Here is a 20392-nt window from a genome sequence, read left to right as displayed (position 1 = left end):
GAACGCTTGCAGGTTAAGCTGAAGGTGTTCGATTTTGTGTTTTGACGATCGAGCGGGCCTGTTTGCGGGTGCCTTCGCCGTTTGTCTTCACTTTGCATCCCGGAAAACGAGACCATTCGTGTCATACTGACTTTATTGTGACCTCACCCGATCAGCACGTTTCATCTCTGGCCAAACAGGCCCGTGAACTCTTTGTGGTTCACGTGGGACGGGTGTTACCTGATCTCGTCAAGGCGTGCGAGAACCACCTCGTGTCTGTTCTGGATCAGGCCGGTCCGGCCCGCGAAATGCAAGAGCGGCGCGACGCCTGGTTGCTGTTTCAAAAGAGCCAGACGACCTGGCTCAATCAATCACGCAAGGCCCTGCAGCGAACCCTGTTGCCGCGTTTCAACAACTCGGGCAACAATGGCCTGACTGCTCCCGGGCGGCTGGAGTTGATTGCCGAAGGGGTGATCGACGATCAGATTCTGGCTTCGCGCCTGGCCATGCGCGTGCTTGAAAAGTCCTCCTCGGAACTCAACGAATTGCGTTTGCGCATTCAGCATCTCGAAAAACGCCAGGAGCTTCCGCGCGGCGACGTGTTGCTGCCCGATGTGGTTTGCCGCATTTTGGTCGACCAGTGGATTGACGTGCAAATGGGGCGCGAAGGCTGGCAAATGGTGCAAGACACCCTTGCGCCGGTTCTGGCCGAAAAAATGCTGGCCGCCTACAAGGCCGCCAACGAATTCCTCGTGTCCAGTGGCGTCATGAAAGAGATTGACCTCCAGTCGCTGGTCAAAAGAGCACCCGGCGCCCGTTCACCTGGCGGGCCACCGGGTCCCGGCAACAAGGACGGATCCAGCAGAGAAGGCGGTGGCACATCGGGCTCTGGTGGATTTGATGCTGGCTCAGGCTCGGGCGGGTTCGATTCAGGCGCCGGCGGTGGTGATTCTTCTGGCGGCCAAGGTGGCGGCTCCGGTCGCAGTGGTTTTTCGGGTGGGTCAGCTGGCGCCGGGTCGCAAGGCGGCAGCGCCCAACAGGGTGGCCAACACGGCGCCAACCGGGGTGGGGTGAGCACGGGCTCGGGCACTTCTCGCAGTGGTGCCGCGTCGTCGGTCATGGGCGTGAACGATGAGACCCGGTTGCTCACGGGCTCCACGCCGCTGGCTCGGGCGCGCATGCGCGCTCAGGGTGTCGTGGGTCGTCTCAAGCGCTTGCTGACAGAGCGCATCGGTGGCGATTTTGAAGCGACCCAGTTGATGGAGCCTTCCCCCAAGCTGCAGCAGGCCATTCAGCGCATGGTGCCCTTGGCGCGGTCGGAAGCGGCCGCCTTGCAAGGTGGCAGCACCGGCTCTGGCGACGCCATTCCCATGGATGCCTCCCATGTGGAGCACACGGCCTCAGCCATCCGCAAGCGCAGCACAGAGCTCAAGCAGGCGGCCAGCACCTCAACCGAGAAGGCCACCATTGAAGTGGTGGCTTTGATGTTCCAGAGCATTCTGGCCGAAGAACGGATTCCCGCTGCGGTGCGGGTCTGGTTTGCGCGATTGCAAATACCGGTGTTGCGGGTGGCCCTCGCTGAACCAGAGTTTTTCAGCGCACTGCAACACCCTGCCCGCAAACTGATCGACCGCATGGGATCTTGCGTGATGGGCTTTGAGTCGGGTGTGGGCGCTGCGGCGCTGGAAACCGAGATCAAGCGCGTGGTGCAAGTGATCGAGCAGTACCCCGAAACGGGGCGGCGCGTTTTTCAGCTGGTGTATGACGAATTCCAGAAATTCCTCTCCACTTACCTCAGTGAGCAGAACACCACGAAGCGCTACGTGTCGGTTGCGCAGCAGGTTGAGCAAAAAGAGACGTGGTCGGTGCAGTACACGATTGAGCTGCGCAAGTTGCTCGACGATGTCCCTGTGCGCGATGAGATTCGTGAGTTCCTGTTCAAGGTGTGGGTCGAAGTGCTGGCCGTGGCCAGTGTCAAATACGGGATCAAGCACGAAGAAACCACTTCGCTGAAGAAGGTTGCTTCGGAGTTGCTCTGGGCAGCAAGCGCCAAGCCCCACCGCAACGACCGGGCCCGTGTGATTCAGCAATTGCCCAGCCTCTTGCAGCGGTTGCGCCAGGGCATGGGCTTGTTGGGTTACCCCGCGAGCCTGCAAGACCAGAACATCAAATCGGTCAGCGACACGCTGGCCGATGCTTTCATGTCGCGCACCGAGGCCATTCCACAAGAAAGTCTCGACAAACTGTCTGAACGCCTGGCACATCTGGAAGACTACCTGCCCGAAGGTGGTGTGGGCGACCTGGATCTGGACAACGACAGCATCGAGATGATCACGGGCGTGGACGCCAGCAATATCGAGGTGATCAAGCACGGCGGCAGCAAACCCAACGAGGCCATGCGCGCTTGGGCAACCGAGCTGCAGATCGGTTCGTGGTTCGGGCTGGACCACAACAGCAAGTTCAACAGCGTGCAGCTGGCCTGGCGCAGCGAACGTGGGCAGCTGTACCTGTTTGTGACCAATGGCGGGCGCTGCTTCCTGATTCAGGCCACCCGGGTCGCTGCCTATTTGCAGGCCGGGCTGCTTGTGCCAAGCGAAGACGAGGCGCTGACCGTGCGCGCAACCCGCGATGCGTTGGCCAAGCTGGATGCCAACCCAGAGCGGCTGTTGAATTAGCCCACCCCCGCGCCGGGCTCACTGCGTGGCCCGTCACCCCCTCAAGGGGGCAACGCTGGTCGACTGGTAAAGCCAGATCGACGGCACGAACTAGGCTCCCCCCATCGCTGCTCACTGCGTGTGCAGCTCCGCCCCTCAAGGGGCAACGCTGGCCGACTGGCAAAGCCAGATCGACGGCGTTCTGGGTGTAGGGCACGTGCTCCGGAAGCATGGCTTCCCTGAATCCGCATTTTCTCCACTTGCCGTGTGGCCGGGCTGAGCAGCGCAGCAGCGAATGGCACCGCGAAGCGGCCTGGACTTCGGCTCGCCTTTCTTTTGGGTACGTTTCTTTGGCGAAGCAAAGAAAAGTACCTCGGCCGCCGGGCCGAGACCCGGCCTACAAAGGCAACTAGGTGAATAGCCCCCCCGCGCTGGCATCGCCGTCACCCCCCCCAAGGGGCAACGCTGGCCGACGGGCAAATCCAGATCGACAGCGATCTGGATTTAAGGCTCGCGCTCCGGAGGCATGCGTGCCTTGAATCCGCATTTTCTCCACCTGCCGTGTGGCCGGGCTGAGCAGCACAGCAGCGAACGGATCAGGGAGGGCGTTGTCTGAGCGAAGCGAGTTCAGCCCGAGCCCGTTCGATGCGAGCAGCGCAAGGCACCGCGTAGCGGCCCGGACTTCGGCTCGCCTTTTCTTTGGGTACTTGCTTTTGGCGGAGCAAAAGAAAGTACCTCGGCCACCGGGCCGAAACCCGGCCTACAAAAGCCATGCAATTTGTCGGCCCCCCGCGCACGACGCGGGTTATGCAGAGCATCCCTAGCCTTGGTTCAGGCGCTGGAACAGGCTGCCGGGCAGGCGGGCTGCTTGGCCGTTGAGTTCGAGTTCCAGCAGCTGGGCCTGGAGGTCTGGGGTGGGTAGGCCGGTGCGGGCTTGCAGGGCATCGAGGCTGACGGGGTCGTGGCCCAGGGCGGTGAGCAGGCTGCTTTCTTTGGCGGGCTGTTCATCTTTACCGGGCGCTGGATGGCCGCGATGAACGGGGCCGCTGTCCCACTGCAGGTCTTCGAGCACATCCTGGGCCGATTCCACCAGCTTGGCCCCTTGCCTGATGAGCGCGTGACAGCCGCGCGCCTGGGGTGCGTGGATCGATCCAGGGATGGCGAACACTTCGCGCCCCATTTCTGTGGCGAGGCGGGCGGTGATCAGGGAGCCTGAGGCCACAGCAGCTTCGATCACCAGTGTGCCCTGGCAGAGGCCTGCAATGATGCGGTTGCGTTGAGGGAAGTGCGCTGGCAGCGGTGGTGTGCCAAGCGCATATTCGCTCACGATGGCGCCTCGCTCGGTGATGCGGTGGGCCAGATCGTGATGGCGTTTGGGGTAGACCCTGTCGAGCCCGGTGCCCACCACGGCAATGGTCGGCGCGTCGACGTCCAGCGCGCCTTCATGGGCGGCGCCGTCAACACCCAGTGCAAGGCCCGACACAATGCAAAGCCCTGACTCACCGAGGGCGGCCGCAAATTGACGGGCGTTGATGTGTCCCTGGGGGGTGGGGTTTCGGCTCCCCACGATGGCGATTTTGTTGGGGCGCCCCAGCGCTTCCAGTTGCCCCACCACGTACAGCAACAGCGGGGGATCGGCCATTTGCAGCAAGGCCGGGGGGAAGGCGGCGTCACCGATGGTCAGCAGATGGTGGTCGGGGGGCGCGAGCCACAGCCCAAGCTTGTCAACTTCTGCGTCCAGTGAATCGGGGGTGATCTGCAAGGCGGTGGCCAAGCGCTCGCCAACCACGGCACGCAAGGCCGATGGCGACTGACCGAATACAGCGCCTGGCAGCCCAAAGGCCGCGAGCAGCTTGCGGGCTGCCTCGTTGCCCACGCCAGGCGTGAGCGTCAGCCTTAGCCAGGCGGCCAGTTCATCTCTGGCCATGCGCCGTCAGGGACTGACGAAGCGGTCACCCACCTTGACGCCATCGCTGATCTGCAAGACCACCGCGTAGGACACCCGGTCAAAGGTGCGGAAAACCATCATCAGGCCGTTGCGTTCGCCTGGCAGGCGAATGGTTGGGCGGCTTTCGTCGGTCTTGTCAACGATGGTGTTGGAGTCGCGCAGCAGTGCAAACACCTGTCCGTTGGTGATGCCCTGTGATGCGCCGCGGTTGATGGAGACCACCTGGTTCTGGGCGGCGTAATGCACAGCGTCGCCATAGACCGAAACGATCTGACCACTCATGTCGGCGGGCGCTGCCGCTGGGACGTAATTGGAGAATTCGCGCGGTGGCTCGGGCAGCAAACGGTCGCCTACACGAATCTCTTCTTTTGCGGCAGTGATGTCGAGAGAAGCAGGAATCAGTTCCTGACCTGGCGCTTCGCTGGCCTTGCTCGGTGCGGCTTCCTTGACTTGCACGCGCTCGACATTGCTGCTGGTGTTGTCGAATTGCGCTTTGTACACGTCTTCACGTGCCGGCGCCTTCATCGTTTCGGCTGGCTCTGGCGCCTTTTCGATCTGGCGCATTTCTTCGCTGCGCACGATATTGGCTTTGCCGATGTATTGGGCTTCATAGGCCAACACCTCGCCGGTGCTCGGGTCTTTCAACGCCGTGGCGTCGCGGAACACGCGGTATTTGCGAGGCTTGCCAGGGGCGGTGCTCAGTGGCTCGATCAGGCCGTCCACGGACGAGCCATAGGTTGACCGGGCATAGGCGCGATCGCCCACGCTCAGCAAGACGCGGTTTTCAGGGGTGGCCACGATGCGGGGTGCTCGCACGTAGGTCTTTTCGTCCACGATCAGCGGCTCGGCCAGGAAGGCTTCAATTTGCTGCATATCGACCGGCGGGATCGCGGACTCAGACACGCTCTCCGAGCGGGTGCGCGGCGAGACCCGGATGGTTTCAATGCCACCAGGCCGGCTGGTCGTCAGGCGGGCACGGCCGTTGCTGATGTCGAGGAACAGCTCCTGGCCAGGGTAGATGCGGTGGGGGTTCTTGATTTCTTCAAGGTTCATGCCCCAGAGCTCTGGCCAGCGCCAGGGGCTTTTCAGGAACAGCCCAGAAATGCGCCAGAGCGTGTCACCACGAACGACTTTGTAGCTCGAAGGCGCATTGGCCGCCAGCTCAGACAGGGGCACCCCGGCTTGCGCGACGGCGCTGGCCCGAGCGCGCTGGCCCTCGGTAATGGGGTAGGTTTGTGCCCAAACACTGCTGCTGGCCAGCAGGCCGAGCAGCAAAGCACCGCCCGTCAAGGAACGCAGTGAGATCGAGGAACGGGTGGACGAGATAAGGTTCAATGGCATGTACGGGCCCCTGGGGCACACCATCACTCACGCAGCCGCTCGGGCCATGCGGGTGGCAGGGTGCTTTTTGACTTGATAATTCGCATTTGATTTTGCGCCCAAGCCCTTGATTAGGCAATGTTTATGGCAAATCAGGCAGGCAGGCGGGCGCAAAAGTGGCGAAAATAGCGACAAACCCGTGTGCATGTCATTGCCACTGAGCAGAAATGCGCATTGGCCACGGGTTGGTCGCTTCGTTTTTACCATTCTTTCTTCGCCATGAATTCGCCCGAGTTGCTTCCCATTCTTTGCTTTCCTGATCCCAGGCTGAATACTGTGGCCCGCCCAGTGGCGGCTGTGGATGCCCGGGTTCAGGAACTGATCGAGCGCATGTTCGCCACCATGTACGAAGCCAGCGGCATCGGTCTGGCCGCGACGCAGGTTGATGTGCACGAGCGGCTGGTGGTGATTGACGTCAGCGAAACCCGTGATCAGCGGATCGTTCTGATCAACCCTGAAATCGAATGGGCCAGCCCGGAAACCCGCAAGGGCGAAGAGGGTTGCCTGTCGGTGCCGGGCATTTATGACGGGGTGGAGCGATCGGTTGCGGTGAGGGTTCGAGCGTTGGACGAAACCGGTCAATCGCGGGTGATCGAGGCAGAAGACATGTTGGCTGTGTGCATTCAACATGAAATGGATCACCTGTTGGGCAAGGTCTTCGTGGAGTACCTGTCGCCTCTCAAGCGCAACCGCATCAAAAGCAAAATGATCAAGGCCCAGCGCGAAGCCGAGCGGGATTGAGTGAAACGAATTCAACGCACCGCTCTCTGCCGCACCCTTTCATGAAAATCATCTTTGCCGGTACGCCGGAATTCGCCCGGGTGGCGCTGGAGCGCTTGCATCGGGCCGGATTTGAAGTGGCGTTGGTGCTCAGCCAGCCTGACCGGCCCGCTGGACGGGGTATGAAGCTGCAAGCCTCGCCCGTCAAGCAATACGCTGTGGCCCACAACATGCCCGTGGCTCAGCCGCGGAGCCTTCGCCTGGATGGGAAGTTCCCTGAAGAGGCCGCTGCCGCGCAGGAGGCGATTCGGCAAGCCGGGGCCGAGGTGATGGTCGTTGCCGCCTATGGGCTGATCCTGCCGCAGTGGGTGCTGGATGCACCGGCCAAAGGCTGTCTGAATATCCATGCGTCGCTGTTGCCGCGCTGGCGCGGTGCTGCGCCGATCCACCGGGCTATTGAAGCGGGCGATGCACAGACGGGTGTGACGATCATGCAGATGGACGCGGGTCTGGACACGGGCGCCATGTTGTTGCGCGAAGCCTGGGCGATCGGCCCCGAAGACACCACGGGCGTGTTGCACGACAAGCTGGCAGATCTTGGCGGGCGTTTGATTGTCGAGGCTTTGGAACTGGCGGCCTGTGGTGGCTTGACCGCCGAGGCCCAGCCTGAGGCCGGCGTGACCTACGCCCACAAGATTGACAAAGCCGAGGCCGCTGTTCAATGGAGCGACCCTGCGGCGGACATCGCACGCAGGGTGCGGGCATTCAACCCGGCACCGGGTGCCGCAGGCATGCTGGATGGCGAGGCCGTCAAGATCTGGGCTGCCCATGTCGAACCCGGCGGCGCGGGCGCCGCGGGCGAGGTATTGGGGGTGGACAGCCTTGGTATCCATGTTTGCACGGGTGACGGCGTGTTGTGCCTGACCGAGTTGCAGCGGGCCGGTGGCAAGCGGTTGCCTGTGGCGGATTTCCTGCGTGGCATGCGCGTTCAGGTGGGGCAGGTGTTTACCGCTGCCCCATCGCGAGAGCCCCGCTGATGTTTTTCCAGAAGGAAATACGGCGTCAGCCCGAGTTCTGGGAAGGCGTGCGGGACCAGAGCAACGTTTCCATGGGCATAGCCGCCTGGGGCCTGATGACCGGTGTGGCGATGGTGACGTCGGGGCTGTCGGTATTGGAGGCGGTGTTGATGACGCTGATCGTCTTCGCCGGCAGCGCACAACTGGCCGCTGTGCCCATGCTCATTGGTGGCGCGCCGGTGTGGGTGATTGTGGCGGCTGCATTCTGTGTCAACCTGCGTTTTGTTGTGTTCTCGGCCCACCTGCGGCCTTACATGATGCACCTGCCGCTTTGGCAGCGCCTGGTCAGCGGCTATGTGATGGTCGATCTGACCTATGTGTTTTTCACCCGGCGTTTCCCGGTGCCCGGTGTGACGGATCAGGAACGGCTCAGCCAGCAGGCTTACATGATGGGCAACTGCGCCATCAACTACGTGGCCTGGATGGGCGCCAGCCTGTTGGGCATCGCCTTGTCAAACGCCATTCCCCCGGCCTGGGGCCTGGGTTTTGCCGGCATTCTTGCTCTGGTGGGTGTGCTCGCCTCTATGGCAACGTCGGGCCTGCGCGTGGTCTCGGTGGGGGTGGCAGGGACCGCTGCCGTGGCGGCATGGGCATTGCCTTTGAAGCTCAACATTGTGGTGGCGATCGCCAGTGCGGTCGCTGTATGCCTGGTGATCGAATCGGTGCGCGCGCCGCGCGGCCCCTCTGGAGCACACCGTGTTTGATCTGGACCTGCGCACCCTGATCACCATCCTTGCGCTGGGGGTGGTGAGCGTGCTGACGCGCAGCCTGTTTTTCATCTCCAGTCGACCGTGGACCTTGCCGCGCTGGGCCCAGCGGGGGCTGAACTACGCGCCAATTGCCGCGCTGGCTGCGGTGGTGATTCCCGAGGTTGTCATGGCTCAGGGCGCGCTGGTGACCCCCTGGTCGGACGCTCGCGTGTATGCGACGGTCGCCGGTCTGGCCTGGTTTTACTGGCAACGAGGCGTGTTGGGAACCATCATTGTCGGCATGGCGGTCTACCTGCCGCTGCACCTGGGGCTGGGCTGGTGAAGGGGTGGCGCTTGAGGAATGGGACAATACCGGGCTCGCTCCGAGGCGTGCCACGCTCAGGTGGCCTTAAGCTCGGGGCGCCAGACTCCGGGGTTTTGTGCCTCGAAGGCGCCTGCCTTGGGCGATCTTTTTGATGCCAACATGACCACCACCCACGCTGTTACCCCCGATCCCGTTGCGCCTTTGATTTCGGTGTTGATTCCTGCCAAGAACGAGGCGGGCAACATCGGCACGCTGGTGGGCGAGGTCGCGGCGGCCTTGTCGCCGGTCTGTCGCTTTGAAGTGGTTCTGGTGGACGACGGCAGCACCGACGGCACCGCCGCCGAATTCGTGCAGGCGTGCAAAGACCTGGGCGCCCAGGGGCAGTTGATACAGCACCAGGCCAGCGTGGGCCAGAGCACGGCGGTGGCCACCGCTGCGCGCCATGCGCAGGGCCGCTTTCTCGTGACCATCGATGGTGACGGCCAAAACGACCCGGCCGACATTCCCGAACTTTTGCGCGCTGCGCAAGAAATTGCACCGTCGACCGAACATTTCTGCATTGCCGGCTACCGCAAGAACCGCCAGGACACGGAATGGAAAAAATTCCAGTCGCGCATTGCCAATGGCGTTCGCCAGCGCCTCCTGAACGATCAGGTGCCAGATTCGGGCTGTGGGTTGAAGCTCATCCCCAAACAGACATGGGCGGTATTGCCTTACTTTGACCATATGCACCGCTTCATTCCTGCGCTGGTCTGCCGCATCGGCGGCACGATCCGTGTGGTGCCTGTGAACCACCGCGCACGCAGCGTGGGGGTTTCGAAGTACACCGCCTGGAACCGCCTGTGGGTGGGTCTGGTCGACATGGCGGGTGTGGCCTGGCTGGCGCGCCGTGCCAAGCGACCCGTGATTGCAGGGCACCAGCAAGTGGCGCCCGCCGACCATGAAAAGCCTGCTTAAGCCGCTGCTGCTTGCGCTCGCTCTGGGCCTGGCATTTTTCTCGATTCATCTGGGCTGGTGGGGCCCTGTCACCGAAGATGTGTTGCTGCAGCGCCTGTTTGCGCAGCACTGGACCGTCGCCTGGCCCGTCTTCATTGTGGGTTCGGTGGTTTACACCGCCCTGGGTGGCCCGCGCCAGGTGTTGGCATTGAGCTGCGGTATCTTGTTCGGTGGACTGAATGGTGCGCTGATTGGTACCCTGCTCACAGGCTTGGGCGCTTTGCTCACCATGTTTGCGGTACAGCGCCTGAGCCTGGTCTGGGTGCGCAAACGCTATGAGCGCAAGATTGCCTTGATCAAGGCCGTGCTGGCCGAAGACACCTGGATCTGGGTGTGTGTGATCCGCCTGATGCCGGTGGGCAGCAACCTGGTGACCAACATCGCGGCAGCTTTGTCGGATCTGCGGTTGAGCTCGGTGTTTCTCGGCAGCCTGCCGGGTTACTTGCCGCAGATGATGATCTTCAGTTTTGCGGGCGCGGGTTTCGCGCTGCACGATGGCTCCAAGCTCTGGATCAGTCTGGGCCTGCTGGTGTGCTCCACCGCGCTGGGCCTCTACCTCTACCACCATGGTTTCAAACAGCGGCTGCGCCGCTACAAGATTGAACACGCGAATGACGATGCCCAACAACCCGTTGTCTGATTTTGATGCGCGCCGTGCCACTTTCTGGTGGCTGGTGGCGTTGATGGTGGTGTTGTTTCTGGGGGTGGGCCTGCGCTACCCCTGGCCGGCCGATGAGCCGCGTTTTGCGCAGATCGCGCGCGAAATGGTGGAGAGCGGGCAATGGCTGTTTCCCACACGCGGGGGTGAGTTTTACCCCGACAAACCGCCCGTATTCATGTGGATCAGCGCGGCATTTTTTGCGTTGATTGGCCACCTGAAGGTGTCGTTTCTGCTGCCCAGCGTTTTTGCGGCGGTGGGCACGCTGCTGCTGGTGCACGACCTCGGCAAGCGGTTGTGGAATCAGCAGGTGGCCTTCTGGGCGGTGTTGATTCTGGCGTTCACGCCGCAATTCCTGCTTCAGGGCAAAGCCGCGCAAATCGACGCACTGGTCACGTTCTGGATCACGCTGGGCTGTTACGGCCTGGTGCGCCACTTCATCACCGGCCCTCATTGGCGCTGGTATTTCGTGAGCTGGGTCGCCATGGGCCTGGGCATCATGACCAAGGGTGTGGGGTTCCTGCCGTTGTTGATGTTGTTGCCTTTGGCCCTGTGGGTGAAGAACCCGGCGGCGGTCAATGACGAAGACAAGGTCTGGCGCTGGCGGGCGCTGGCGGGCTTGCTGGTGTTGCTGCTCACGGTGGCTTGCTGGCTGGGTCCGATGCTCTGGCAAGTGAACGCCCAGGGCACCGATGATTTGCTGGCCTACCGCAACAACATCCTGTTTCGCCAGACCGCCGAACGCTACGCCAACGCCTGGGGCCACATCAAGCCCTGGCACTACTTTCTGACCCAGGCCATGCCGCTGGTCTGGTTCCCCCTGCCCTTCATTGCCCTGGCCATGATCAAGCCCCTGGCTGCGCTGTTGAGAAACGATGCCAAGCTGCGGGTCTTGCTGGTCTGGGTGGCTCTGGTGGTGGTTTTTTTCTCCATCAGCAAGGGCAAGCGCGAGGTCTACATTTTCCCGGCGCTGCCGATGCTGGCGCTGGTCATGGCGGTGTTGTGGAACTCGGCGCGCGAGAGCAAACCGGCGCGGGTACTGGCTGCTGTATTGCCCTGGGTGCTGGCCCTGACGGCGCTGGCGATCACAGCGCTGGGCGCCGTGATTCAGTGGGCGCCACACAAGCTGTCCGCGCGCCTTCAGGAATACGGTGACCTGCTCGATACGCTGGGCCTGCCGCTGGTGGGGCTGGGCGTGGTGCTGCTGGTGTTGCTCGTGGCGCTGCGCCGGCGTGACCTGTTTGTGCGCCTGGCGGTGAACAGCCTGGCGATCTGGGTGTTTGTATCGCTGGTGGCCTGGCCGCGCGTCGATCCCCACCGCACGCCGCAACAAATCATGGCCGATGTGGAAGACCATCTGCCCGCAGGCGCCGAGTTGGGTTTGTTGAAGTTCAAGGAGCAGTTTCTGCTGTTCAGCCAGCGCCAGCTGACCCACTTCAGCTACCTCTCGAAAGTCCAGGAGCAGGAGCGCCGGGCGTGGTTGTGGGTGAAAGAGGCCCCCAACCGTTTCGTGCTCACACCCACCGACGCCGAGGTGACCTGTTTTGACTTCGCCCACGGGGTGTCGCTTGGGGAGGCACACCGCCGGGAGTGGGTGTTGCTCGGGGCGGCGTCGCTTCAACCCGAATGCGAGGCGCCGCTGCGCGACAAGCGCTTCGTCTACCAACCCGATACCCAGGGTGTTCTGCCATGAGCGAGGCTTTGACCACCGCCCCTGTGCTGCGCAAGCTGCTCGTCACGGGCGCCGCCGGGTTCATCGGGTTCCATTTGTGCAACCGCCTGCTCGACCTCGGTTTCGAGGTGGAGGGGCTGGACAACATGAACCTGTATTACGAGCCGGAGCTCAAGCGGGCTCGCCTGGCTTTGCTGCGTGAGCGGGCGGGATTTGTGTTTCACCAGATCGATCTGGCCGACCGGGAGGCCATGGCAACCGCGTTCGCCGTCGGAAAGTACGACGGCGTGGTGCATCTGGCGGCGCAAGCGGGCGTGCGCTATTCGGTGGAAAACCCGATGGCTTACCTCGACAGCAATCTGGCGGGCATGTTGACCGTGCTGGAGGGCTGCCGACACAACGGCGTGAAGCACCTGGTCTACGCGTCTTCAAGCTCGGTGTACGGCGCGGCCACGCAGATGCCGCTGACCGAAACGCTCAACACCGACCACCCGATTTCGCTTTACGCTGCGAGCAAAAAAGCCAACGAGCTGATGGCCCACAGCTACAGCCACCTCTACGGCATTCCCGCGACGGGCTTGCGCTTCTTCACGGTGTATGGCCCATGGGGCCGGCCCGATATGGCGATTTTCAAGTTTGTGCGCGCCGTGATCGATGGCCAGGCCATCGACGTTTACAACCACGGCGACATGCTGCGCGATTTCACCTATGTGGACGACGTGGTCGCTGCTGTCGTGGGCGTGCTGAAGAAACCGCCAGAGAAAACCACCGACAGCGCACCACACAAAGTCATCAACGTGGGCAACAACGGCCCGGTGCCCTTGCTCCAGTTCATCGAGTGCATCGAAGCGGCCACCGGTGTGCCAGCGGTGAAAAATCTCTTGCCCATGCAGCCCGGCGATGTACCCAAAACCTGGGCCGATACGACCGCGCTGGAGGCGGGCTACGGCTTGCGGCCGCATACCGACTTGCGCGTCGGCGTGCAGCGTTTTGTGGATTGGTACCGCGGTTACTACGGCTTGCCGGCCTGAGCTGATGCCTGGGGTCTGGCCTGCAGCCAGCGCTGGCCTATCGCCCAGCCAACGATCGAAATGCCCATGCAGATCACCAGCGTCCACAGGGTGTGACTCGGGTGGTGTGCACCGCGCAGGGTTTGCGTGACGCCGGCCACCAAGCCGACGGTCAGCACCAAAAACAGCCAGCGCCAGCCCGGAGCCCGGCTGCGCTGTGATCCTGAGGGTGGGCACAGCCAGGGCAGGCACAGCGCGAAGAAGGCGAAAGCGCTGGAAGCGTGGCCTCCCGGAAAGCAGCGGCCGCCGCCGCCATCGCCCACGTTCAACAGCCAGTGCGACACATAGCGCGCGTCGCCCCCAAAGGCATGCAGGTCCCATGGGCAACTGGTGCGGCTGTTGAGCTTGATCAGGTTCACCACCAGCAGTGAGGCCACCACCAGCCCAACCAGCAACCAGCGCTCTCGCCTGGGCAGCCCGCCGGTGCGCATGGGCCAACTGGCCCAGACCAGCATCACCACAAACAGCAACTGGGCCACCAGCCTGAGCTTGTCGTGCAGGACGGTGGATAACCACCAGTTGTCTTGCAATGGAAACCCGGTCGGGGTGCCGATATGCAGCATCACGGCCATGTCGAGACCGAGCAGGTCCCAGCCCACCGTCGCCGCGAGCAGCATCAGCCATGCGGACACCAGGGACCTCACGCCAGCTGAAACGCGAAAGTGTGAGGCAGATAGGGGGAGCGAGAGTTCCATGCCGCCAGATTAGGGGCGGCACTTTAAGGCAACCTTAACCAGCGCCGGGATAATGGGCGTTTTGACTTTGATGGGGCCTGTGCCCCTGTTGAACCCATGCGTGCACTTGTGGTGGAAGACGATCCGGGCATTGCCGGTGGCCTCAGCGACTCTTTGCGGCGCGCGGGCTACGCGGTCGACGTTTGCGCCACGCTGGATCAGGCGTGGGGTGCGCTGGTGGTGGAGCCGTTTGACGTGATGTTGCTGGACCTGGGTTTGCCCGATGGCGACGGGCTCGATTTGCTGGCGCGCGTTCGGCGCAACGCCAGCCGGGCGGGCGCCTTGCCTCGCAACGATATGCCTGTGCTGATCATGACGGCGCGCGATGGCGTGAGCGACCGCATCGGCGGACTGGACAGCGGCGCCGATGACTACATCGTCAAGCCCTTTGATCCCAACGAACTGCTGGCCCGCCTGCGGGCCATGCTGCGCCGCGCGGGCGGGCGCAGCAGCCCGGTGATTCAGCATGGCGATCTGGTGATCGATCCGGCGGCCCATACGGTGGAGCGTGCGGGGGAAAGTGTGGTGCTCGGCGCCAAGGAATTTGCCTTGCTGCTGGCGCTGTTCCAGGCAATGCCCCAGGTGTTGTCGAAGTCGCGCCTGGAGTCGGCGCTGTATGGTTTTGGCGAATCGCTGGAAAGCAATGCCATCGAGGTGCATGTGCATCACCTGCGGCGCAAGCTGGGCGAGTCGCTGATCAAGACGGTGCGCGGTGTGGGGTATTTCATTCCCCGCGAGTCCGTTGCGGCCACTGCGCCTGCTGCCCGGGGTCCCTCGCTGTGAGATTCGCCGGGCAACCCACCTTGCAGCGCTATTTGTTGCGCTGGACGCTGGGCGCCGTCCTGGTGGTCTGGTTGACGCTGCTCGCCGTGGCCTGGGGCACCGGCCTGCGGGAGTCCCGCAAATTCTCCGACGGCCAGCTGGTGTCGGTGGCGCGATTGTGGCTGCAGACAGTGCCCGCATCGCAGGCGGTCGTCGACCCGGCCTTGCTTGACGGGTTCCAGCATGAGTACCTGCAAGATGTGGCGGTGATGGACTGGCAAGACGGCCAGCTGGTGATCGACAGCCACCAGATGGCCCCGGGCCTGAACCTCGCCAATATTCCGGTGCACGGATTTGCCAGCGTGCCCTATCAAACACCGCAAAGCACGGGTGAGCGGCGGCTGTACACCGTGGCCCTGCAGCAAAACGGCCATCAGCGGCGTGTGGTGGTCTTGATGGACATGCAAAAGCGCAGCGAGCTGGGCAAAGACATCGCCGAACACGTTGCCCAGCCGGCCTTGCTCATTTTCCCGTTGGTAACGTTGTTGCTGTGGTGGGCGATTCGGCGGGGTTTGCGACCTTTGGATCAGCTCTCCAGCGAGGTGGCTGCGCTCGATGGGTTTTCGGGTCAGCGCATGGATGCCGAGCACCGGTTTCGTGAATTCAACAGCACTGTCCTGGCCATCAATACACTGGTGGACAGCCTTCAAAAACAGGCCCAGCGGGAGCGGGACTTTGCCTCGGACGTGGCCCACGAATTGCGCACGCCTTTGGCAGCCATGACCTTGCTGGCCAGCGCGGCGCAGGCCAACCCCACGCCCGAGCGCCTGACCCAGCTTGAGCATGAGTCTTTGCGCGCGGGGCGCATTCTGGCGCAACTGCTCGATCTCGCGCGCGCCCAGCGTGCGGGAGCCAGCGGCCGTCATGCGGGGCAGGCGTTGGCTTCTGTCGACGTGGGCGAGGTGGCGCTGCAACTGGTTTCAAGCCATGCCCAAAAGGCCCACGATACCGAACACGAGCTGTCGCTCTCGCGGCCCGACACACCGGTGACGCTGGCTGTGGCGCCTCTGCTGCTGGAGCTGGCTTTGCGCAATCTGATCGACAACGCGCTGCAACACACGCCACCCCACACCCAGGTGGGTGTTGAGGTTGAACAGACCGCCAGCGAGATCCGGGTATCGGTGTCAGACGATGGCCAGCAGCGCCAGACCGCCGGGGCGTCAGCCGATCGGGGGGGAATGGGTCTGGGCCTGCGGTTGGTGGAGCGCATCGCCGAGGAAATGGGCGCGACCTTGCTTCGCGATCAAGGCGTGGCACCCATGGGCACCCGTTTCACGCTGCGGTGGCCCATTGGCCAGCGTGGCGCGGGCCGCGCGTAAGGCTGGCGGTGAGCCATCTGCCGTAGGCTCACCGACAGCCACGTGCTGCGGTTTTTGCAGCCTTAAGGATCAGATAACGTCGGCTGTCTAAGCTCTCTCGGCCGGTGTGTGCTGGCGTCTCCTTTTTCAAGATGTTTTCGCCTGCTTCCCCACGCTCCGCCGTCGCTACAACCGATCTTTCAGATACCCACCGATCCTCAGGTTCCGCCTGGCTGGCGGTGTGGGGCCTCGCCCTGTGGATCGCCACGGTGGGCAATTTGCCGTTGTGGCAGAAATTGCTGGGGCTGGAACAAAGCCTTGCCCAGCGCGGCGTGTTGCTGGCGGCCATGGGCCTGATGGTGTTCGGCGGCACCGCGGCGATGCTGAGCTTGCTGCACTGGCCCCGCATCTACCGTTTGCTGGCCTCGGTTCTGGTTCTGGTGACCGCGTTCAACAGCTACTTCATGTGGCAGTTCCAGGCGGTGATCGATTCGACCATGATGGCCAACGTGATGCACACCGATGCCCACGAGGTGCGCGATTTGCTGTCATGGCGCCTGGTGGTCAGCGTGTTGCTGGTGGCGGGCCCTGCCTTGTGGTGGATCTGGCGCAAGCCCATGGCGCAACACTCGATTTGGGCGCATCTGGGGCGCAATGGCGTGGGCATTCTGGTGGGACTGGCCGTGGTGGTGGCATCGGTTCTGGCGGGCTACCAGGGGCTGTCGTCCCTGATGCGCAACCAGAAGGGGGTGCGCTACATGATCAACCCGCTCAACAGCGCCTACGCCTCGGGCATTCTGATCGCGCAACAAATTCCACGCGAAGCGCGTGTATTGAAAAAAACAGGGGAGGACGCGCAGCTGGGTGCCAGCTATGCGGCACAAACGCGCGGCCCATTGTTGATGCTGGTAGCGGGTGAAACCGCGCGGGCGCAGAACTGGCAGCTCAATGGCTACCCACGGCCCACCACGCCCAGGCTGGCGCAGTGGGAAACCCAGGGCAGCCTGGTGAATTTCAGCGCCGCAACCTCTTGCGGCACCAATACCCAGGTGTCGTTGCCCTGCATGTTTTCGCCCCTGACCCGCGAGGAGGGTGGCGACCAGCCAGCCCATGAAGAAAACCTGTTGGACGTGTTGCAGCGCGCTGGCCTGGCCGTGCTCTGGGTGGACAACCAGTCGGGTTGCAAAGGTGTTTGTGACCGTATCCCCAACGTTGACACGCACGCCCTGGCGTTGCCCGGTCTGTGTGGCGGTGGCGAATGCGCGGACACGGTGATGATTGACGGTCTGGATGCCCGCATCGAGGCGCTCGATCCAGCGCGCCGCGCCAGGGGCGTGGTGCTGGTGATGCACCAGATGGGCAGCCATGGCCCCGCGTATTTCAAGCGCCGCCCACCCGATATGCGGCCGTTTCAACCCGAGTGCGCCAGCGCAACCTTGTCGGACTGCCCGCCCGAGCAACTGGTCAATGCCTACGACAACACCATCGCCCAGACCGATGCGTTCCTCGACAGCGCGTTGCAATGGCTGAAGGCGCGCGCCGAGCAGGGCACCAACGACACCGGTCTGATCTACATGTCGGACCACGGCGAATCGCTGGGCGAAAAAGGCCTCTACCTGCACGGCGTTCCTTACGCGTTCGCACCCGAACAACAAACCCATGTGCCCATGGTGGGCTGGCTTTCGCCTGGCCTGCAAACCCGCTCAGGGGTTGCCACGGGCTGCCTGAAGCAGCGCTCGGCCGAGCCGGTTTCCCACGACAACCTGTTCCACACGGTGCTGGGCCTGATGGATGTGAAAACCCAGGTCTATCAACCCGGGCTGGACGCGTTCAGGCCCTGTGCGAAGTGAGCGTCATCACGCTGCCGCAGGCAGCTTGAGACAGACGCGCAAGCCGCCCAGTGCGCTGGTTTCCAGCGCGATGCTGCCGCCATAGAGCTGCGCCAGATCGGCCACGATGGCCAGGCCCAAACCGCTGCCAGGGGCCCGTTCGTCGAGCCGCCCGCCACGCGACAAAGCGGTCTCGCGTTGCGCCAAAGCAATGCCGGGACCGTCGTCTTCGACCTGGATGACCAGCCGGTCGGCAACGCGCTCCACGTGCACTTGCACCGCTGCCCTGGCCCATTGCGCGGCGTTCTCCAGCAGGTTGCCCAGCATTTCCTGCAGGTCTTGCGCCTCGCCGGCAAAGGCGAGGTCGGCATGCGTGTCGTGGGTGGTGAAGCTCAATTCCCGCGCCGCGTTCACGCGCTGCATCACACGCAGCAGTCCGGCGATCACCGGGGCCACCGGCGTGCGCAGGCCGGGCAGGCGGGTGGAGGCGGCCACGCGGGCACGGGCCAGGTGCCAGTCGATGTGGCGCCGGGCTGTCTCGACTTGCTCGCTCACCAGCGCTGCCAATTCTGGCGCCGGTCGTGCCTGCGATTGTTCGGCCGCCTGGCCCAGCACGGCCAGCGGTGTCTTGAGCGCATGCGCCAGATTGCCCGCCTGCGTTCGCGCCCGCGCGACCACTTCGGCGTTGCGGTCCAGCACGCCATTGAAGTCGTCGATCAGCGGCTGCATTTCCAGCGGAAACGCGCCTTGCAGCCGCGAGCGCCTGCCTTCGCGAACCGCCTGAAGAGCGGTCTGCATCTTGCGCAACGGCGCCAGGCCAATGGCCACCTGCGCCAGGGCGGCCAGGGCCAGCAGCAGCGCCAAGGCGCCCAGGGCCAGTGCCAGCGTCTGGTTGAAGCTCGCGATGGCTGCCAGCGTGGGCTGTGAGTCCGAGGCAACGACCAGCCGCCAGCGGGCGTCCGGGCTGTCGGCGCTGCGAACGGTGCGCTCGATCATCATCACGCTGGCGCCCTGGGGGCCGTTGCCGTGGTGCACATGGAGTGCGCCGTCATCCAGCGCATCGGCGGTCAGCGTCAATTGCGTGTCCCACAGCGATCGCGAGCGCAGTACCCCGGCCCGGGTTTGCTGGTTCGGACTGACTTTGTCGATCTGCCAGTAAAGGCCCGAATAGGGCTTTTGCCAACGCGGGTCCGACAGCGTTGCCGGGTCGATCAGTGGTTGGCCCTGGACATCGAAGTCCAGCTGCGCTGTAAGCTGGTCGAGCTGCTGGGTGAGCGTCACCTCGAACTGGCGCATCACATGTTCTTTGAACAGGCCGCTGAGGATCCAGCCCGAGAGCAACAGCGCCAAAGCCAGCGCCACCAGCGTGGCCGCGAGCAGGCGAAGACGCAGCGAGTGCGCCCAGTGGCGCGGGGGCCGGGCAGGCTCAGCAGGCTTGTCTTCGGGCGATGTCATGCAGGCGCGGTCAACCGGTAGCCCATGCCGCGCACGGTTTCGATCAGATCGGACGGCAGCTTCTTGCGCAGGCGGCCAACAAACACCTCGATGGTGTTGGAGTCGCGGTCAAAGTCCTGTGCGTAAATGTGCTCGGTGAGTTCGCTGCGCGAGACCACGGTGCCGGGGCGGTGCATCAGGTAATCGAGCACCTTGTATTCGTGGCTGGTCAGCGCGATGGGTTGGCCGGCAAGCGTGACGCGGCCGCTGCGCGTGTCCAGCGCCAGCGCTCCGCATTGAAGCACCGGCGAAGCCTGGCCGTTGGCGCGCCGGATGAGCGCGCGCAGGCGCGCCAGCAGCTCTTCCATGTGAAACGGTTTGGTGAGGTAGTCGTCGGCACCGGCGTCGATGCCTGCCACCTTTTCGCTCCAGTTGTCGCGCGCCGTCAGGATCAGCACGGGCATGGCGCGCCCGTCATCGCGCCAGCGCTTGAGCACCGACAAGCCGTCCAGCATCGGCAAGCCCAGATCAAGCACCACGGCGTCAAAGGCTTCGGTGTCGCCCAGGTAATGCGCGTCGCGACCGTTGTCGGTTTCGTCCACGGCATAGCCAGCGTCTTGCAAACCCTGGCGCAGTTGCGCGCGCAAGGTGGGTTCGTCTTCGACCAGCAGGATGCGCATGGCTGGGCGCTCAGTGGCTTCGGCGCTTGCGCAGCACATCGGCGGTGCGCGCGTCCAGCAGGAGTTTGACCAACTGGCCATCGGCGCGCAGCACTTTGACTTCGTAGATCCACAAGCCGTCTTCGCGCTCCAGCTCGATTTTCAGAACCTGTCCAGGTTGATCTCTGGCAACCCGTTCGAGCACCTGTTCCAGCGGCATGACCTCGCCCGCCTGCACCGCGCTGTGGGCGCGCTCATGGTCGTCGCGGCTGCTCGCCTGCGCCGTGCCCTGGCTGGACAGCAGTGCGAGCACCGCCGACATGGCAACGGTCAGGCAACGCACAGAGCGGGGTGGCAGCAAGTACATGCGGTGATTGTCCCCCAGGCTTTCTGAACGCGGGATGAACGCGCGCTTCAGACCGCGTACAGGTGCCCGGGCGCAGCATCGG

At 63.5% G+C, this 20392-nt stretch carries 18 protein-coding genes; 12 read left to right on the top strand and 6 right to left on the bottom strand.

The genetic code is table 11. From position 1 onward, the window contains the following. The first annotated feature begins 137 nt into the window (after window positions 1–137). Window positions 138–2654: a DUF1631 family protein gene (locus LPB072_RS22295; RefSeq protein WP_066096352.1), complete on the top strand. Its 2517-nt coding sequence runs from the start codon at window positions 138–140 to the stop codon at window positions 2652–2654. Between the two features lie 799 nt (window positions 2655–3453). Here the strand turns inward: LPB072_RS22295 and dprA are convergent. Then, complete coding sequence (gene dprA, locus LPB072_RS22290; RefSeq protein ID WP_066096349.1) at window positions 3454–4560, bottom strand: DNA-processing protein DprA; 1107 nt, start codon at window positions 4558–4560, stop codon at window positions 3454–3456. 6 nt (window positions 4561–4566) lie between these two features. Continuing rightward, on the bottom strand, window positions 4567–5922 hold the full coding sequence (locus LPB072_RS24015; RefSeq protein ID WP_082877177.1) for a LysM peptidoglycan-binding domain-containing protein: 1356 nt from the start codon (window positions 5920–5922) through the stop codon (window positions 4567–4569). Between the two features lie 258 nt (window positions 5923–6180). On the opposite strand from LPB072_RS24015, the gene def reads away from it, so the two are divergent. The 8 genes from def to LPB072_RS22245 all read left to right on the top strand — a co-directional run bounded on the left by def (window position 6181) and on the right by LPB072_RS22245 (window position 13128). Further along, window positions 6181–6702: a peptide deformylase gene (gene def / locus LPB072_RS22280; protein ID WP_066096344.1), complete on the top strand. Its 522-nt coding sequence runs from the start codon at window positions 6181–6183 to the stop codon at window positions 6700–6702. A gap of 41 nt (window positions 6703–6743) precedes the next feature. After that, on the top strand, window positions 6744–7718 hold the full coding sequence (gene fmt / locus LPB072_RS22275; RefSeq protein WP_066096341.1) for a methionyl-tRNA formyltransferase: 975 nt from the start codon (window positions 6744–6746) through the stop codon (window positions 7716–7718). Then, window positions 7718–8461 (top strand): AzlC family ABC transporter permease, encoded by a 744-nt coding sequence (locus LPB072_RS22270; protein WP_066096339.1) that lies wholly within the window; start codon window positions 7718–7720, stop codon window positions 8459–8461. Before fmt ends, LPB072_RS22270 begins: the two co-directional genes overlap by 1 nt. Further along, the gene (locus tag LPB072_RS22265; RefSeq protein WP_066096336.1) at window positions 8454–8789 is read left to right on the top strand and encodes an AzlD domain-containing protein; all 336 of its coding nucleotides are present in this window, start codon (window positions 8454–8456) and stop codon (window positions 8787–8789) included. The genes LPB072_RS22270 and LPB072_RS22265 overlap by 8 nt, the downstream gene beginning before the upstream one ends. 141 nt (window positions 8790–8930) lie before the next feature. Then, window positions 8931–9728: a glycosyltransferase family 2 protein gene (locus LPB072_RS22260; protein ID WP_197508880.1), complete on the top strand. Its 798-nt coding sequence runs from the start codon at window positions 8931–8933 to the stop codon at window positions 9726–9728. Next, the gene (locus tag LPB072_RS22255; RefSeq protein ID WP_066096333.1) at window positions 9712–10407 is read left to right on the top strand and encodes a TVP38/TMEM64 family protein; all 696 of its coding nucleotides are present in this window, start codon (window positions 9712–9714) and stop codon (window positions 10405–10407) included. The genes LPB072_RS22260 and LPB072_RS22255 overlap by 17 nt, the downstream gene beginning before the upstream one ends. Next, on the top strand, window positions 10379–12118 hold the full coding sequence (locus LPB072_RS22250; protein ID WP_082877176.1) for an ArnT family glycosyltransferase: 1740 nt from the start codon (window positions 10379–10381) through the stop codon (window positions 12116–12118). Before LPB072_RS22255 ends, LPB072_RS22250 begins: the two co-directional genes overlap by 29 nt. Beyond that, entirely contained in the window at window positions 12115–13128 is a 1014-nt protein-coding gene (locus LPB072_RS22245) for an NAD-dependent epimerase/dehydratase family protein (RefSeq protein WP_066096325.1), read from the top strand. The genes LPB072_RS22250 and LPB072_RS22245 overlap by 4 nt, the downstream gene beginning before the upstream one ends. On the opposite strand, the gene LPB072_RS22240 is transcribed toward LPB072_RS22245, so the two are convergent. Further along, window positions 13110–13862, bottom strand: a complete 753-nt coding sequence (locus LPB072_RS22240) for a phosphatase PAP2 family protein (RefSeq protein WP_082877175.1) — start codon at window positions 13860–13862, stop codon at window positions 13110–13112. The genes LPB072_RS22245 and LPB072_RS22240 overlap by 19 nt on opposite strands. A 96-nt stretch (window positions 13863–13958) precedes the next feature. Between LPB072_RS22240 and LPB072_RS22235 the strand changes: the two genes are divergently transcribed. The 3 genes from LPB072_RS22235 to LPB072_RS22225 all read left to right on the top strand — a co-directional run bounded on the left by LPB072_RS22235 (window position 13959) and on the right by LPB072_RS22225 (window position 17871). Beyond that, a complete protein-coding gene (locus LPB072_RS22235; RefSeq protein ID WP_066096319.1) occupies window positions 13959–14684 on the top strand; it encodes a response regulator in 726 nt (241 codons plus the stop codon). 20 nt (window positions 14685–14704) lie between these two features. Beyond that, entirely contained in the window at window positions 14705–16042 is a 1338-nt protein-coding gene (locus LPB072_RS22230) for a sensor histidine kinase (RefSeq protein ID WP_157559386.1), read from the top strand. A gap of 131 nt (window positions 16043–16173) precedes the next feature. Further along, window positions 16174–17871: a phosphoethanolamine transferase gene (locus tag LPB072_RS22225; protein WP_066096313.1), complete on the top strand. Its 1698-nt coding sequence runs from the start codon at window positions 16174–16176 to the stop codon at window positions 17869–17871. Window positions 17872–17877: 6 nt separating this feature from the next. Here LPB072_RS22225 and LPB072_RS22220 read toward each other — a convergent pair whose 3' ends face one another. The 3 genes from LPB072_RS22220 to LPB072_RS22210 are packed head-to-tail and all read right to left on the bottom strand — an operon-like array spanning window position 17878 to window position 20310. Further along, window positions 17878–19305 carry an ATP-binding protein gene (locus tag LPB072_RS22220; RefSeq protein WP_066096310.1) on the bottom strand — a complete coding sequence of 476 codons (1428 nt, stop codon included), beginning with the start codon at window positions 19303–19305 and terminating at the stop codon, window positions 17878–17880. Further along, the gene (locus LPB072_RS22215; protein ID WP_066096938.1) at window positions 19302–19964 is read right to left on the bottom strand and encodes a response regulator transcription factor; all 663 of its coding nucleotides are present in this window, start codon (window positions 19962–19964) and stop codon (window positions 19302–19304) included. The genes LPB072_RS22220 and LPB072_RS22215 overlap by 4 nt, the downstream gene beginning before the upstream one ends. Window positions 19965–19974: 10 nt before the next feature. Further along, complete coding sequence (locus LPB072_RS22210; protein ID WP_066096307.1) at window positions 19975–20310, bottom strand: PepSY domain-containing protein; 336 nt, start codon at window positions 20308–20310, stop codon at window positions 19975–19977. Between the last annotated feature and the right edge of the window lie 82 nt (window positions 20311–20392).

Source organism: Hydrogenophaga crassostreae (genome assembly GCF_001761385.1).
Taxonomy (GTDB): Bacteria; Pseudomonadota; Gammaproteobacteria; order Burkholderiales; family Burkholderiaceae_C; genus Hydrogenophaga; species Hydrogenophaga crassostreae.
The sequence above is the reverse complement of the archived record's forward strand: the minus strand, read 5'-3'. Positions and strand labels throughout refer to the sequence as shown.

Bases quoted from the DNA above. Each gene is read 5' to 3' on its own strand.
- dprA (WP_066096349.1), bottom strand. From the start codon at position 4,560: ATGGCCAGAGATGAACTGGCCGCCTGGCTAAGGCTGACGCTCACGCCT.
- LPB072_RS24015 (WP_082877177.1), bottom strand. From the start codon at position 5,922: ATGCCATTGAACCTTATCTCGTCCACCCGTTCCTCGATCTCACTGCGT.
- def (WP_066096344.1), top strand. From the start codon at position 6,181: ATGAATTCGCCCGAGTTGCTTCCCATTCTTTGCTTTCCTGATCCCAGG.
- fmt (WP_066096341.1), top strand. From the start codon at position 6,744: ATGAAAATCATCTTTGCCGGTACGCCGGAATTCGCCCGGGTGGCGCTG.
- LPB072_RS22270 (WP_066096339.1), top strand. From the start codon at position 7,718: ATGTTTTTCCAGAAGGAAATACGGCGTCAGCCCGAGTTCTGGGAAGGC.
- LPB072_RS22260 (WP_197508880.1), top strand. From the start codon at position 8,931: ATGACCACCACCCACGCTGTTACCCCCGATCCCGTTGCGCCTTTGATT.
- LPB072_RS22255 (WP_066096333.1), top strand. From the start codon at position 9,712: ATGAAAAGCCTGCTTAAGCCGCTGCTGCTTGCGCTCGCTCTGGGCCTG.
- LPB072_RS22250 (WP_082877176.1), top strand. From the start codon at position 10,379: ATGACGATGCCCAACAACCCGTTGTCTGATTTTGATGCGCGCCGTGCC.
- LPB072_RS22245 (WP_066096325.1), top strand. From the start codon at position 12,115: ATGAGCGAGGCTTTGACCACCGCCCCTGTGCTGCGCAAGCTGCTCGTC.
- LPB072_RS22240 (WP_082877175.1), bottom strand. From the start codon at position 13,862: ATGGAACTCTCGCTCCCCCTATCTGCCTCACACTTTCGCGTTTCAGCT.
- LPB072_RS22235 (WP_066096319.1), top strand. From the start codon at position 13,959: ATGCGTGCACTTGTGGTGGAAGACGATCCGGGCATTGCCGGTGGCCTC.
- LPB072_RS22225 (WP_066096313.1), top strand. From the start codon at position 16,174: ATGTTTTCGCCTGCTTCCCCACGCTCCGCCGTCGCTACAACCGATCTT.
- LPB072_RS22220 (WP_066096310.1), bottom strand. From the start codon at position 19,305: ATGACATCGCCCGAAGACAAGCCTGCTGAGCCTGCCCGGCCCCCGCGC.
- LPB072_RS22215 (WP_066096938.1), bottom strand. From the start codon at position 19,964: ATGCGCATCCTGCTGGTCGAAGACGAACCCACCTTGCGCGCGCAACTG.
- LPB072_RS22210 (WP_066096307.1), bottom strand. From the start codon at position 20,310: ATGTACTTGCTGCCACCCCGCTCTGTGCGTTGCCTGACCGTTGCCATG.